Origin of the sequence: Rhodococcus sp. UYP9, assembly GCF_040547235.1 — a bacterium.
In the GTDB taxonomy this organism is placed as follows: Bacteria; Actinomycetota; Actinomycetes; order Mycobacteriales; family Mycobacteriaceae; genus Rhodococcoides.
In genome coordinates, this window is sequence record NZ_JBEPPH010000003.1 from 627679 (window position 1) to 641184 (window position 13506).

The window sequence follows — 13506 nt, forward strand, 5'->3', positions numbered from 1 at the left end:
TGGTTGCGCTGGAGACGTCCGCCCACGAAGACAACAGCGCCGCTGTGCGCGGCCTGTCGTGAATCCAGTGTGCTTGTCTGAACACAGCAAAGCCCCCCGTCCGCGATAGCGAACGGGGGCTTTGCTGTTTACTGCCGCTTACTTGGCCTTTTCGAGAACCTCTACCAGACGCCAGTGCTTCGTGGCGGACAGCGGACGGGTCTCCATGAGCTGAACGCGGTCGCCTACACCGGCGACACCGTTCTCGTCATGAGCCTTGACCTTCGTGGTGCGACGGATGATCTTGCTGTAGAGAGGGTGCTTGACCCTGTCTTCGAGCTCGACCACGATCGTCTTCTCCATCTTGTCGGAGACGACATAGCCGATCCGAATCTTGCGGTTGTTGCGTGTTTCAGTCACTGTCTTTTCCTCGCTCATGCCGCGTCACCTGCAGTGTCCTCGGCAGGACCGGTGGCCAGACCGAGCTCGCGCTCACGCAGCACCGTGTAGATACGAGCAATCTCGTGGCGTACTACGCGCAGGCGACGGTTGTTGTCCAACTGTCCGGTCGCCATCTGGAAGCGAAGGTTGAAGAGTTCTTCCTTCGACTCGCGCAGCTTGTTGACCAATTCTTCACCGGTGAGCTCACGGAGCTCTGCGGCTGGGGTTCCGGTAGCCATCAGAACTGCTCCTCCCGGGTGATAATGCGTGCCTTGATAGGCAGCTTGTGGATGGCGCGAGTAAGTGCCTCACGCGCAACGGTGTCGTCCGGGTATGAGAGCTCGAAGAGCACGCGGCCCGGCTTGACGTTCGCAATCCACCACTCGGGTGAACCCTTACCGGAACCCATGCGGGTCTCGGCAGGCTTCTTGGTGAGGGGCCGGTCCGGGAAGATGTTGATCCAGACCTTGCCACCACGCTTGATGTGGCGAGTGATAGCGATACGAGCAGCCTCGATCTGACGGTTCGTGATGTAGGCGGGCTCGAGAGCCTGAATGCCGTAGTCACCGAACGTCACAGCGGTTCCGCCCTTGGCGGCACCCGAACGTCGCGGGTGGTGCTGCTTGCGGTGTTTGACCCGCCGTGGGATCAACATCGTCAGCCCTCCTGTTTCGGCTCGGACGAGGCCGGAGCCTCGGCGGATGCTGCGCGACCGGCCTCAGTGCTGGTCGCGGTGGTGCCCGAGGCACCGGAGCGACGCGGACGTGACGGACGTTCGCGACGCGGGCGCTCGGGTCCGCCGGCAGCTGGAGCCGCAGCAGCGAGCTCGCGCTTGCCACCGACGATGTCGCCCTTGTAGATCCAGACCTTCACGCCGATACGGCCGAAGGTGGTCTTGGCCTCGTACAGCCCGTAGTCGATATCCGCACGAAGAGTGTGCAGCGGCACACGGCCTTCGCGGTAGAACTCCGACCGGGACATCTCGGCGCCGCCGAGACGGCCGGAGCACTGGACGCGGATGCCCTTGACGTTCGGCTGACGCATGGCCGACTGGATGGCCTTACGCATTGCACGACGGAAAGCGACGCGGTTGCTCAGCTGCTCGGCAACACCCTGTGCCACGAGCTGTGCCTCGGACTCGGCGTTCTTGACTTCGAGGATGTTGAGCTGAACCTGCTTGCCGGTCAGCTTCTCGAGAGCTCCGCGGATGCGGTCCGCCTCGGCGCCACGACGGCCGATGACGATTCCCGGACGTGCCGTGTGGATGTCCACGCGGACACGATCACGGGTGCGCTCGATTTCGACCTTCGCGATACCCGCGCGCTCCATGCCGGTGGCAAGAAGCTTGCGGATGGCGACGTCTTCCTTGACGTACTCCGAGTACTGCTTGTCTGCGTACCAACGCGACTTCCAGTCAGTGGTGATACCCAAGCGGAAGCCGTGCGGGTTGATTTTCTGACCCACTACTGAGCCCCTTCCTTGGACGCCTGGCCCTTACGACGGTTACGACTCGTTCCGCCGGTCTTGGGCAGGCTCTCGACGATCACCGTGATGTGACTCGTGCGCTTGCGGATCCGGAATGCCCGGCCCTGAGCGCGCGGCTGGAATCGCTTGAGGGTTGCACCCTCGTCCACGAATGCAGTCGCCACGATCAGCGTGCTGGGATCGAGATCGAGGTTGTTCTCTGCGTTTGCCGCTGCTGAAGCGATCACCTTGGCGACCGGCTCGCTGGCTGCCTGTGGCGCGAACTTCAGGATGTTGAGCGCGTCCTCGACGGAGCGCCCGCGAACCATGTCCACGACACGACGAGCCTTCATCGGCGTCACGCGAACATGCTTCGCGATTGCCTTTGCGGTCGGGTTGGCAGTCGGATTGGCGGTTTCGGTCTTACTCATCGCCTCTTCGCCTTCCGGTCGTCCTTGATATGACCCTTGAACGTGCGGGTCGGTGCGAACTCTCCGAGCTTGTGTCCGACCATCGAGTCGGATACGAACACCGGCACGTGCTTGCGGCCGTCGTGCACCGCGAACGTGTGTCCGATGAAGTCGGGGAGAATTGTCGAGCGACGGGACCAGGTCTTGATGACCTGCTTGGTTCCCTTATCGTTCTGGACGTCAACCTTCGCGAGGAGGTGATCGTCTACGAACGGGCCTTTCTTCAGGCTGCGTGGCATTCTGAACTCCCTCCTAGCGCTTGTTCTTGCCGGTACGGCGACGACGGACGATGAGCTTGTCGCTCGCCTTCTTCCTACTGCGGGTACGGCCTTCGGCCTGTCCCCACGGGCTGACCGGGTGGCGGCCACCGGAGGTCTTACCCTCACCACCACCGTGCGGGTGGTCGACCGGGTTCATGACGACACCACGGACGGAGGGGCGCTTGCCCTTCCAACGCATGCGGCCGGCCTTGCCCCAGTTGATGTTCGACTGCTCGGCGTTGCCGACCTCGCCGACAGTTGCGCGGCAGCGCACGTCGACGCGACGGATTTCACCGGAAGGCATACGCAACGTGGCGTAGGCGCCTTCCTTACCGAGGAGCTGAATGCTCGAGCCGGCAGAGCGTGCCATCTTCGCGCCGCCGCCCGGACGAAGCTCGACCGCGTGAATGGTCGTACCCGTCGGGATGTTGCGCAAAGGCAGGTTGTTGCCCGGCTTGATGTCGGCGTTGGCGCCCGATTCGATCGGAGACCCCTGGGCGATGCCCTTGGGTGCAACGATGTAGCGCTTCTCGCCGTCTGCGAAGTGCAGCAATGCGATGTTGGCTGTGCGGTTCGGGTCGTACTCGATGTGAGCGACCTTGGCCGGCACGCCATCTTTGTCGTTGCGACGGAAATCGATCAGACGGTACGCGCGCTTGTGTCCGCCACCCTTGTGCCGGGTGGTGATACGACCGTGTGCGTTACGTCCACCGCGACCGTGCAGGGGGCGAACCAGCGACTTCTCGGGCGTGCTGCGAGTGATCTCCGCGAAATCGGAGACGCTCGAACCACGACGGCCCGGAGTGGTCGGCTTGTACTTACGGATTGCCATGAGTCTTCTCGTCCTCTATATCCGAAGAGTCCCAGTCGCTTACGCGACCGGACCTCCGAAGATCTCGATGGGCTTGCTGTCGGCGGAGAGCGTTACGAGCGCGCGCTTGGTATCCTTGCGCTTGCCGTAACCGAATCGGGTCCGCTTTCGCTTGCCCTGACGGTTCATCGTATTGACGCTGGTCACGGTGACGTCGAAAATCTTCTCGACGGCGATCTTGATCTGCGTCTTGTTCGAGTCCGGGTGCACCAGGAAGGTGTACGTTCCTTCTTCGATCAGCCCATAGGACTTCTCGGAGATGACCGGCGCCAGCAAGATGTCGCGGGGATCGGCGATGGTGGTCACTTGCTATCCTCCTCGTTCTTCGCAGGACCTGCGATGAACGTATTCAGCGCTTCCACGCTGAAGATGACGTCATCAGCTTCGAGCACGTCGTACGTGTTGAGCTGGTCGGGTGCGATGGGATGCACTCCGTCCAGGTTCTGGACGCTCTTCCACGCTGCAGTGTCTTCGCGGCCGACGACGAGCAGGACCTTTTTACGGTCCGACAGCTCGGCGAGGAACGTCATGGCACCCTTTGTGGAAGGAACCTGCCCGGCAACCAGTTCGGTGATGACGTGAATGCGCTCGCTGCGAGCCCGATCGGAAAGGGCACCGCGCAGAGCGGCAGCCTTCATCTTCTTGGGTGTGCGCTGGCTGTAGTCACGCGGCTTCGGTCCGTGGACCGTGCCACCGCCGACGAACTGAGGTGCACGCGTCGAGCCCTGACGGGCGCGACCGGTTCCCTTCTGACGGTATGGCTTCTTGCCGCCACCGCGAACCTCGCCACGAGTTTTCGTGGAGTGGGTTCCCTGACGAGCTGCTGCGAGCTGCGCAACGACGACCTGATGCAGGAGCGCGATGTTGGCAGGCGCGTCGAAGATCGCGGCAGGCAGATCAACGGTTCCGTTGGTCTTGCCGCCGAGCTCCTTGACGTTCAGCGTCAGGTTGGTTTCGGTCTTCTTGTCGAGGCTGGTCATGCCCGTGCACCACCCTTCAATGCAGACTTGACGATCACGACGTTGCCGCGACGGCCCGGGATTGCTCCCTTGATCAGCAGAAGCCCGTTCTCGCTGTCCACCTTGTGGACCGAGAGGTTCTGCGTGGTTACGCGATCGCCGCCCATACGTCCGGACATACGCATTCCCTTGAATACGCGACCCGGAGTGGCGCAGCCACCGATAGATCCTGGGCGACGGTGCACAGCCTGTGTACCGTGGCTTGCTCCCTGACCCTTGAAGCCGTGACGCTTCATGGTTCCGGCGAAGCCCTTGCCCTTGCTGGTGCCGGTGACGTCGACGTATGCGCCGTCCTCGAACACTGCAGCGGTGAGCTCCTGGCCTACCGCGAACTTGGAGGCGTCGGCGACGCGGAACTCCACGACGTGACGACGAGGCGTAACGCCTGCCTTTTCGAACTGGCCGGTGATCGGCTTGTTGACCTTGCGCGGGTCGATCGCACCGAATGCGACCTGGACGGCGCTGTAACCGTCGCGTTCCATGGTGCGGATCTGGGTGACCACGTTGGGGCCTGCCTTGATCACGGTCACTGGAACGACGCGATTGTTCTCGTCGAAGACCTGGGTCATTCCAAGCTTGGTGCCCAGAATTCCTGTTGCAGGCCGATTCTTGTTATCAGTCATCGTTGTCTCCGCGCTCACTGGATGTTGACATCGACACTGGCAGGCAAATCGATGCGCATGAGCGCGTCGACCGTCTTCGGCGTCGGGTCGAGGATGTCAATGAGCCGCTTGTGAGTGCGCATCTCGAAGTGTTCGCGCGAATCCTTGTACTTGTGGGGCGAACGGATGACGCAGTACACGTTCTTTTCGGTCGGCAACGGCACCGGTCCGACGACGCGGGCACCCGTACGGGTGACCGTCTCGACGATCTTGCGTGCTGACGCATCGATCGCCTCATGGTCGTAGGCCTTGAGCCTGATGCGGATCTTTTGTCCCGCCACGCTTAGTGTCCTTTTCTTGCCGCTTGTCGTAGAACCGGCCGTTCGGCCTGCTCCACCTCGTATGCACAGTCCCCGAGTCCGGCCGACTCGGGAGCCGTCGAACTCGAACTGCCTTCGTGCTCACACGACGAACCGAACGTTGGCGATCAGGCGTTACCCGATCCGTTGCCGCTGTTCATCTGTCATGGTTCTCCGGTCCACGCGGTCGGGCGTGTCGCATTTCTACTCACACTTCGACCGTTGCTTCATTGCTCCAACCCGAAGGTTTTCGCTTTCGAAGCTGCAGAACCGGACGCACTCACTCGGAGTGCTGGTTCTTCGTAATGCTTGATCCAACTGCTTGGAACTACTCACCCAGGTGCGGCCGCGAAAGACCGCGTCCCGTGTCCAGGCAACCCGACCAGTATGCCGCAGACATGGCGCGAGCACAAATCAGGCCTCGTGCACACTCACGATCAACTTCCCAGTCGAACTTACCCAGCAGTAAGGTAGGTCCATGGATGCGACGCTACCCACCACCGGACTCACCTATCGCGCCTGGTCAAGGCTCCCTCGGAATACCGTGGGATCGGCTGTGTTCTCGCTCGCGATGTGTGTACGCGTGCCATATTTCGGCTCGGTTCTCCCCCGCGTGCGCTCGATGGCACCGGGCAAATGCACCGTGACGGCTCCGAAATGGTGGGGAATCCGAAACCACCTCGGGACCTTCCACGCCATCGCCGCATGCAATCTCGCCGAAGCTGCCATGGGAATGCTCGCCGAGGCGACCGTACCGACAACCCATCGCTGGATACCCAAAGCGATGAACGTCCGCTATCTGGCAAAAGCCACCACGTCGTTGACTGCTGTCGCAGAGTTGGCCGAACTTCCCGACTTCGACGCGGTCGAGGATTCCGTCGACGACGGTTTCGATCTCGTCGTACCCGTCTCCATCACCGATGCCCACGGCCTCGAAGTGGTGCACGCCGACATCACGGTCTGGATCTCCCGCAACCGTTGAGCGATGCCGGGCGCTGGAAGAGGCGATACTGCTCCTATGAAGAGGTTCGACGCGGTGGTCATCGGCGGCAGCGGTGAGGTGGGTCGATTGATCGCCTCCCTACTGGCCGCTGATGGCGACACGGTGCTCGCTCTCGACCCGGTCGTCCCGACCGTTTCGAGGCCCGGCATCGAGCACCTCTTCGGCGACATCGTCGACACCGACGCCGAAGTGCGCGCGGTGCTGCGAGCCACCCCGCTGGTCGTACTCGCGGTGCCCGAATCGGTGGCTTTCGAGACCGAACTGGGCTTCCTCGACGCGCGCTCACTGCTGGTGGAGACTCTGTCGGTCAAGTCCGGATTCGCCCGGAAGGTCGCCGATGCCGACCCTCCCGGTGCGATTCTGGGCATCAACCCCATGTTCGCTCCGTCTCTCGGGATGGACGGCCGCCCAGTGGCCGCTGTGGTTCACCGCGGCGGAGGCGCTGCCGAGAACTTCCTCGGCCGAATCTCCGGCTGGGGCGGTCGAGTCGTGCAGGTCGATGCGGACCAGCACGATCGACTGGCCGCGGCGACGCAAGCGCTGACCCACGCCACTGTGCTGGCCTTCGGTTCGGCCCTGGCGAAGCTCGAAGTGGACCCGAGATCGATCGATTCTCTCGCTCCACCGCCTGCATCCACGCTGTTGGCTCTCGTCGATCGCGTCGCCAGCGGTGAGCCCGCGGTGTACTGGGATGTCCAGGCCGGCAACCCCTACGCCGAGCGCGCGAGAGCTGCGCTCGCCGAATCACTCCAAGAATTGAACGAGATCGTGACCTCCGAATCCGAGACCGACTTCACCTCCTTCATGGGAAAGGCCGGCGCCGCCGTCCCGAACCACGCTGCGTACCGGGCCCTGTGTGCCCGCCTTTTCGGTATCGTTCGTGGTACCGCACGCGAGGGGGATCGATCATGATCGAGAAGCCGTCACTACCGGACTTCGACGCGGACGACGTCGTCGAGAGTGCCGTCGTGTCACGATTGGCAGGCAACTGGAGCAAACGTGCCACTGTCAAGAAGAGCGAGCCCGACCTGGACGATCTTTTCGACACCTCAAAGCATGACTACCCCGAAGCCTTGATCCCGTTCGCCGATCACGACGTCTACCGCACTCTTTCGGACACGACCCGGGCAAAGTTGCGAGCGTGGGGCTGGATCGCCTTCAACAAGAACGTCATGGACGTGGAACAGCATGTAGTACACCCAGGCTTTGCCCTACTCGCTCAGGATGCGTTCGACATCGGTATGGGCGACGTCCTGGCTGTTGCCGTCACGCAGGCCATGGTCGACGAGCAGTACCACACCCTTATGCACCTGAATGCGAGCGCGCTGACGCGTCGCAAGAGGGGCTGGGCCCTGCCGGAGCGGACCCTGCCACTCAGCGGCACAGTCCGCAGAAGGCACGCCACTCAGGCGAGAGCCGTCGATTCCAACGAGGCTGCGCTCAATTCACTGGCATTCATGACGGTGGCGGAGATATCGATTACGTCCTACCTGAATCTGATCGAAGACAACGCACTCATCCAACCGGTGAATCGTGCCACTGTCGCTCTACACAATCGAGACGAGTACTGCCATGCGTCGATCGCCGACGAGATGGCCGCGATTGTGTTCGAATCCTTGAATTCGGGAGATCGTCGGATGTTTCTCGACGGTCTTGCCGACGGAATGGACGCATTTTCCAGCACCGATTTCTCGACTTGGTCTGCGATTCTCCACCAAGAAGGCATCGTCGGCGGGGATCTTATGCTGCGCGAAGTCGAGACGGACGGCAGTCGCAAGCAATTGGTTCAGGACTACGGCGGAATTCGATCATTGTGCAGGAAACTCGACGTAGAAGACGAAATCGGTATCGATTGGGCTTAGACACAAAATTGCGTTGGAGCAACCGGCAGGTAACGTTTCGACGGGGTGCACCCGATGAGTGACGTGAAGGATGCCCCTCACAATTTGCTCCACTGCCCTTCTGCCCGCTCCAGAACCGACCGCACGGAGTATCGATGCCCTTATCCGAGGACGTAGCTGTACTTGTGGAGGACGTCCACAAATCGTTCGGTGACGTTCATGCTCTCCGCGGGATCAGTTTCTCGGCGCCCAAAGGGACGGTTCTCGGAATCCTCGGCCCGAACGGCGCCGGTAAGACCACCGTTGTCAAGGTCCTCTCGACACTGCTCAGCCCGGACACGGGAAGAGCTCTGGTCGCTGGACACGACGTCGTCACCGATGCCGCATCGGTGCGTCGGTCGATCATGATGACCGGCCAGTATGCGGCGCTCGACGACACCTTGTCAGGCCGAGAGAACATCGAATTGTTCGGCCGTCTGATGGGTTTGGACAAGAAGGCGTCGAAGACGCGGGCACTCGCACTTCTGGAAGAGTTCGATCTGGCCGACACCGGCAAGCGACCCGTCCGGGGCTATTCCGGTGGCATGCGTCGGCGAATCGACATCGCGTGCGGTCTCGTTGTCCGTCCCCAGGTGGTGTTTCTGGACGAGCCGACTACCGGACTCGATCCCCGGAGCCGCCAGGGCGTCTGGTCGCTCGTGGAAGCGCTGAAAGCACAGGGAATCACAGTCCTGCTCACCACTCAATATCTCGAGGAAGCCGATGTATTGAGCGACAACATCATCGTCATCGACAAGGGCACCGTCATCGCTGAGGGAACCTCGGACGAGTTGAAAGCTCGAACCGGTGGCAGTTACTGCGAAGTGGTCCCCCTCGACCCGTCGCAGTTGCAGCATGTCGCCCACGTGCTCGGCGAACTCCTTCCTCCCGCTAATCGCGTCGACCTCGGTCCGGAAGCGGTGCAACTCTCGGTCCCTGCCCCGGACGGTGCTGCAACTTTGTCCGAAATCTTGCGACGCATCGACACCGCTGGAATTGCCCTCGCCGACATCGCACTTCGCCGTCCCTCGCTCGATGATGTCTTCCTCACTCTGACCGGCCACTCACATTCGAGTGATGAAGAGGTTCCGGTTTCGACCGAGGTCGGGCCGCCTACGCCCCCAACTACACGGACCGGGTCCGAAGTCGAGTACCGATGACGGCGACGAGCGCACGCACGCGTGTATCCGGTTCGGACCTTGTCAGCGGTTCTTCGATGTCCACTACCTCGGTCCGACGACAGGGCCGCCCGTCCGGCTTCGTTCAATGGCAGGTCCTGACGGCTCGGTCGGTATGGACAATGGTGCGTCACGGCGAGCTCGTGGTGGCGGTCATTGCACCGCTCATCTTCACCGTCGGCTTCTACCTGCCACTCAAGTTCGTCATGCAACTTCAGGGTATCGATTACGCCCAGTTCTTGATGCCGATCATCGTGCTCCAGGCGATGGCGTTCACAGCGATCTCAGCGTCGCAACGTGCTTCGTCCGAATCGTTGAGTGGGCTCAATATGCGATTGCAGACCATGCCAGTAGTAGGCGCAGTCCCGCTGGTGTCACGGATCTCGTCCGGAGTCGTCCGATCAGTGGTGTCGCTGACGGCTGCCCTCTCATTCGGTTACGTCATCGGCTTCCGGTTCAGCGCGGGGTTGGGACAGGCCGTCCTGTTCTGCACGTTCGCGTTGGCGATCAGCACGATGCTCTCGATCGGCGCAGACGCGATCGGCACTCTGTCGAAGAGTCCGGAATCGACCAGCCAAATGCTCACGCTTCCCCAGTTGATCCTCGGGATGGCTTCGTGCGGCTTCGTTCCCGAATCGGGGTTTCCCGAATGGATCCGACCCTGGGTGCGGAATCAGCCGATCTCCCAATTTTCGTTCTCGATGCGCGACATGGCCGAGGGCGGCGTCAGTTTCCACGTACTGTTTCCATCGCTCATTTGGATTTTTGGATTGCTAGCGGTATTCATTCCCCTGGCCATGTGGGCTAGTTCGAGGCGCTCATGACTGCCTCATCCATCGCGCCCGGTAGCACCCCTCCGGTAAGCCGATTGACGTTCCCGGAGCCGACCCTCGACTATGCCGAGAATTCTGCCCGCGCACTATGGGCGCACAGTCTGATTCAGTGCAAGCGGCTTCTCATCCGATGGACTCGCGATCCGTCGACGATGATTCAGGCACTGCTCTACCCTGCCTTGACGCTCCTCATGTTCCGGATCGTGCTCGGCAACTCGATCTCCGCCGCGACGGGCTCACCGAGCGTGTACGGGACAGTTCCTATGATCGCGCTGGTCGGTGCGATGTTCGGATCGATCGTCAGTGCCGTCGGCTTGAAGGGCGAGAAGACGAGCGGTTTGCTCAGTCGGTTCGCGACTACGCCCACCCACCGAGCATCCGGTCTGGTCGGACGCATGATGGCCGAAGCCATTCGAGTGTTCGCGACGACGATCGTCATCGTCGCGGTGGGCATGGTCCTCGGTTTCCGCTTCAATCAGGGAATTCCGTCTGCCATCGCGCTCTTACTGCTACCCATTGCGTTCGGGATCGGCTTCGCGGTCATGGTGACATTCCTCGCCACCGTCGCTGGTCAAACTCCTCTCGTGGAGGTCGTCTCTATTGGCTGCACGCTGCTGATGTTCTTCAATTCCGGGTTCGTTCCAGTCGCTGCGTACCCACCGTGGCTCCAGCCCGTCGTAGCAGCTCAGCCCATGTCGTGCGCGGTCGACGCGATGCGCGGCCTATCCCTCGGCGGGCCAGTGTTGGTCCCGGTGCTGCAGACGCTCGCGTGGGCGGTCGGCATGGTGGCGGTATTCCTGTACCCCGCAATCCGAGGCTACAAGCGTGCGGCCGAGACTGGATAGCAGGTAAAAGTTCACTTATCTACGCTTTCAGGTTGTTTTACCTGCACCCGGCGCTGTTATCGTGAGAGATCAACCGGAGACGAACCTCGCCTCTGGTTTTTGCTTTGAGCCGCCACTTCCGAGTAGTCGAACCGAACGAAGGGTCGTTGTACGTGCCGAAACACAGAGGCAGGGTCGCCATAGCTCTCGCGTCCGCGGCGTTGATCTCACTGGGCAGTACAGCAGTTGCGACTCCGTTGGCCGCCGCAGAGGAGTCGGTTTCCCCGCTGCCACTCGAGTTCTCCGACATGGGACCGGCCCCGGCAGGTGCGAACGACTGGTCGTGCGTCCCATCCGAAGCACACCCCCGTCCGGTGGTACTCGTACATGGCACCGGTGTGGATATGGCCACGACGTGGCAAACCATGGCGCCTGCATTAGCCGGCGAAGGCTACTGCGTGTACGCACTCGACTACGGCGCCGTGCAGACGCTACTCGACCCGAACCAAGTGATCTGGGGCCTCGGAGATATACCGGCGTCGGCAGCGCGTTTGGCTACGTTCATCGACGCGGTACTTGCTCGAACGGGCGCGCCGAAGGTAGACATCGTCGGTCATTCGCAGGGCGGAACAGTTGCCCGCCAGTATCTGAAGTTCAACGGTGGCGTCGACGATGTCAATTCTTCCAACAGCAAGGTTGAGAACCTGGTGACGCTGGGTGGCACCAATCATGGCACCAACTTCGGCGGTATCGAGCAGATGTACCTGATCCTCGCCGCTGCTGGACTGGATCAGACGATCATCTCGGAAGTACTTTTCGGCCTGACCGGACTCGGCACTGCCGGTCGTCAGCAATTGATCGGCTCACCCACCCTGCAACGACTCAATGCAGGCGGCGAAGTCGAACCGGGAGTGCGGTACACGGTAGTGGGCACCAAGTTCGACAAAGTCGTCACACCTCCGGAAAGAACTTTCCTCGATCCGAGAGGTTCAGCCGAGGTCCGGAATATGTGGGTTCAGGACGGCTGTGAGTCCAACACAGTTCCGCATCAGGGCTTGACTTTCGATGATCGCGTCACCTATATCGTCCAATCCGCGCTCGATCCGACCTTCTCGACCAAGAACGCCGCCCCATGTTCCTGACTGGACAGTAGCGATACATTTCCCGCCGACATGAAAAGGCCCCATCCGTAGATTTCTCGGATGGGGCCTTCCTTATTCTGTGGGTCTCTGCTGTCAGACCCCGAGCGATCGTGCGAGTACGGGCCACGAGTTCTTCAGATCGTCCTGCCAGTAGCCCCACGAGTGGCTCCCGGAATCACGGAAGTTGAACGTGGCTGGGATGCCGAGTTCGCCCAACCGGTTGGCCATGTTGTGGGTGCAGTAGTTCGTGGCAGCTTCGATGACTCCACCGACGATGACCTGGTTCGCCAGGGTGCCCGGCTTCCCGTTGATCTCGGGACCGTTCAAGTTGTCGTATTGCCCGGGCAATCCGTTGCCATTGGAGATGTAAAGTTCGAGGCCGCGAAGGCCTTCAGCGTGTACATAAGGATCGTTGTCGGCCCACATCGGATCGGTGGGCGGCCCCCACATGTTCAGTGTGTCGCCTCCACCCCACGTTTCGGTGGTGAGCTTGACGAACTGCTGGCCGATCGGATCGCTGGTCTGAGCGCAACCACTGTATGCGGCTACACCCTTGTAGAGCCCCGGCGCATTGATCGCCAACTGCATAACCGAGGTGCCCGACGAAGACACACCGGCAATCGAATTCACGCCGTTCGTGCCGAGACCTGCATCGATCAGCGGGGGTAGTTCTTCGGTGAGGAACGTAGTCCACTTGTTGACGCCGAGAACTGGGTCGGCCTGCTTCCAGTCGGTGTAGTAGCTCCATTTGCCACCGACTGGCGAGACCACGTTGACGTTCTTGTCTGCGAAGAAGTCGATCGCATCCGTGCGGTAGCGCCAGGTTGCGCTGTCTTCACCGCCGCCCGCTCCATTGAGGAGGTAGAGAGTGGGGCGAGGAACGCTTGTGTCGGCCGGTCGCCATACGTCGAGCGGCACTTCCTTGTCCATCGCAGCGGAATAGACATAGACAATCAAATGCTGATCGTCCATGACCTTGGTGTGGGTTATCTTCGAGCCGTTGGGTGCGCTCGGGTAGGCGAAGAGGTCTCCGTTGTCGGTGACTGGATCGGCCGAAGCCGTGAAACCACTTGCGGCAAGCGGCAGCAGAGCCATTGCCGCGGCTGCCACTGCTAACTTGGCACCCCTCGCCGAGGGACGTGAATTGACTCTCCGCATAAATCGATTACCTAACTTGTTGG

At 61.3% G+C, this 13506-nt stretch carries 19 protein-coding genes; 7 read left to right on the forward strand and 12 right to left on the reverse strand.

From position 1 onward, the window contains the following. Positions 1–138: 138 nt before the first annotated feature. The 11 genes from rpsQ to rpsJ are packed head-to-tail and all read right to left on the reverse strand — an operon-like array spanning position 139 to position 5447. A complete protein-coding gene (gene rpsQ / locus ABIB36_RS12655) occupies positions 139–417 on the reverse strand; it encodes a 30S ribosomal protein S17 (RefSeq protein ID WP_084348482.1) in 279 nt (92 codons plus the stop codon). Beyond that, on the reverse strand, positions 414–659 hold the full coding sequence (gene rpmC / locus ABIB36_RS12660; protein ID WP_072806568.1) for a 50S ribosomal protein L29: 246 nt from the start codon (positions 657–659) through the stop codon (positions 414–416). Before rpmC ends, rpsQ begins: the two co-directional genes overlap by 4 nt. Then, entirely contained in the window at positions 659–1075 is a 417-nt protein-coding gene (gene rplP / locus ABIB36_RS12665; protein WP_084348483.1) for a 50S ribosomal protein L16, read from the reverse strand. The genes rpmC and rplP overlap by 1 nt, the downstream gene beginning before the upstream one ends. A 2-nt stretch (positions 1076–1077) precedes the next feature. Then, the gene (rpsC, locus tag ABIB36_RS12670) at positions 1078–1884 is read right to left on the reverse strand and encodes a 30S ribosomal protein S3 (protein ID WP_088943003.1); all 807 of its coding nucleotides are present in this window, start codon (positions 1882–1884) and stop codon (positions 1078–1080) included. Further along, entirely contained in the window at positions 1884–2315 is a 432-nt protein-coding gene (rplV, locus tag ABIB36_RS12675; RefSeq protein ID WP_084348485.1) for a 50S ribosomal protein L22, read from the reverse strand. Before rplV ends, rpsC begins: the two co-directional genes overlap by 1 nt. Then, positions 2312–2593, reverse strand: coding sequence for a 30S ribosomal protein S19 (rpsS, locus tag ABIB36_RS12680; RefSeq protein WP_008718309.1), 282 nt, complete (start codon positions 2591–2593; stop codon positions 2312–2314). The genes rplV and rpsS overlap by 4 nt, the downstream gene beginning before the upstream one ends. 13 nt (positions 2594–2606) lie before the next feature. Then, a complete protein-coding gene (rplB, locus tag ABIB36_RS12685; RefSeq protein WP_084348486.1) occupies positions 2607–3446 on the reverse strand; it encodes a 50S ribosomal protein L2 in 840 nt (279 codons plus the stop codon). 39 nt (positions 3447–3485) lie between these two features. Beyond that, positions 3486–3791: a 50S ribosomal protein L23 gene (gene rplW, locus ABIB36_RS12690; RefSeq protein ID WP_027496310.1), complete on the reverse strand. Its 306-nt coding sequence runs from the start codon at positions 3789–3791 to the stop codon at positions 3486–3488. Beyond that, complete coding sequence (gene rplD / locus ABIB36_RS12695) at positions 3788–4465, reverse strand: 50S ribosomal protein L4 (RefSeq protein ID WP_084348487.1); 678 nt, start codon at positions 4463–4465, stop codon at positions 3788–3790. Before rplD ends, rplW begins: the two co-directional genes overlap by 4 nt. Beyond that, entirely contained in the window at positions 4462–5127 is a 666-nt protein-coding gene (gene rplC / locus ABIB36_RS12700; RefSeq protein WP_084348511.1) for a 50S ribosomal protein L3, read from the reverse strand. The genes rplD and rplC overlap by 4 nt, the downstream gene beginning before the upstream one ends. Before the next feature lie 14 nt (positions 5128–5141). Further along, positions 5142–5447 (reverse strand): 30S ribosomal protein S10, encoded by a 306-nt coding sequence (rpsJ, locus tag ABIB36_RS12705; RefSeq protein WP_003938093.1) that lies wholly within the window; start codon positions 5445–5447, stop codon positions 5142–5144. A gap of 496 nt (positions 5448–5943) precedes the next feature. Between rpsJ and ABIB36_RS12710 the strand changes: the two genes are divergently transcribed. From ABIB36_RS12710 to ABIB36_RS12740, 7 genes are all read left to right on the forward strand, one after another. Then, on the forward strand, positions 5944–6447 hold the full coding sequence (locus tag ABIB36_RS12710) for a hotdog fold domain-containing protein (protein ID WP_354559312.1): 504 nt from the start codon (positions 5944–5946) through the stop codon (positions 6445–6447). Positions 6448–6483: 36 nt separating this feature from the next. Beyond that, a complete protein-coding gene (locus ABIB36_RS12715; RefSeq protein ID WP_354559311.1) occupies positions 6484–7380 on the forward strand; it encodes a prephenate dehydrogenase dimerization domain-containing protein in 897 nt (298 codons plus the stop codon). Beyond that, a complete protein-coding gene (locus ABIB36_RS12720; RefSeq protein WP_084348490.1) occupies positions 7377–8330 on the forward strand; it encodes a diiron oxygenase in 954 nt (317 codons plus the stop codon). Before ABIB36_RS12715 ends, ABIB36_RS12720 begins: the two co-directional genes overlap by 4 nt. Before the next feature lie 134 nt (positions 8331–8464). After that, positions 8465–9508: an ATP-binding cassette domain-containing protein gene (locus ABIB36_RS12725; protein ID WP_084348491.1), complete on the forward strand. Its 1044-nt coding sequence runs from the start codon at positions 8465–8467 to the stop codon at positions 9506–9508. Positions 9509–9564: 56 nt separating this feature from the next. Next, entirely contained in the window at positions 9565–10350 is a 786-nt protein-coding gene (locus ABIB36_RS12730) for an ABC transporter permease (RefSeq protein WP_256895902.1), read from the forward strand. Next, entirely contained in the window at positions 10347–11204 is an 858-nt protein-coding gene (locus tag ABIB36_RS12735; RefSeq protein WP_084348493.1) for an ABC transporter permease, read from the forward strand. The genes ABIB36_RS12730 and ABIB36_RS12735 overlap by 4 nt, the downstream gene beginning before the upstream one ends. A gap of 152 nt (positions 11205–11356) precedes the next feature. Further along, complete coding sequence (locus tag ABIB36_RS12740) at positions 11357–12325, forward strand: esterase/lipase family protein (protein WP_084348494.1); 969 nt, start codon at positions 11357–11359, stop codon at positions 12323–12325. Between the two features lie 93 nt (positions 12326–12418). Here the strand turns inward: ABIB36_RS12740 and ABIB36_RS12745 are convergent, their stop codons facing one another. Further along, entirely contained in the window at positions 12419–13483 is a 1065-nt protein-coding gene (locus ABIB36_RS12745) for an alpha/beta hydrolase (protein WP_502944873.1), read from the reverse strand. Positions 13484–13506 lie beyond the last annotated feature (23 nt).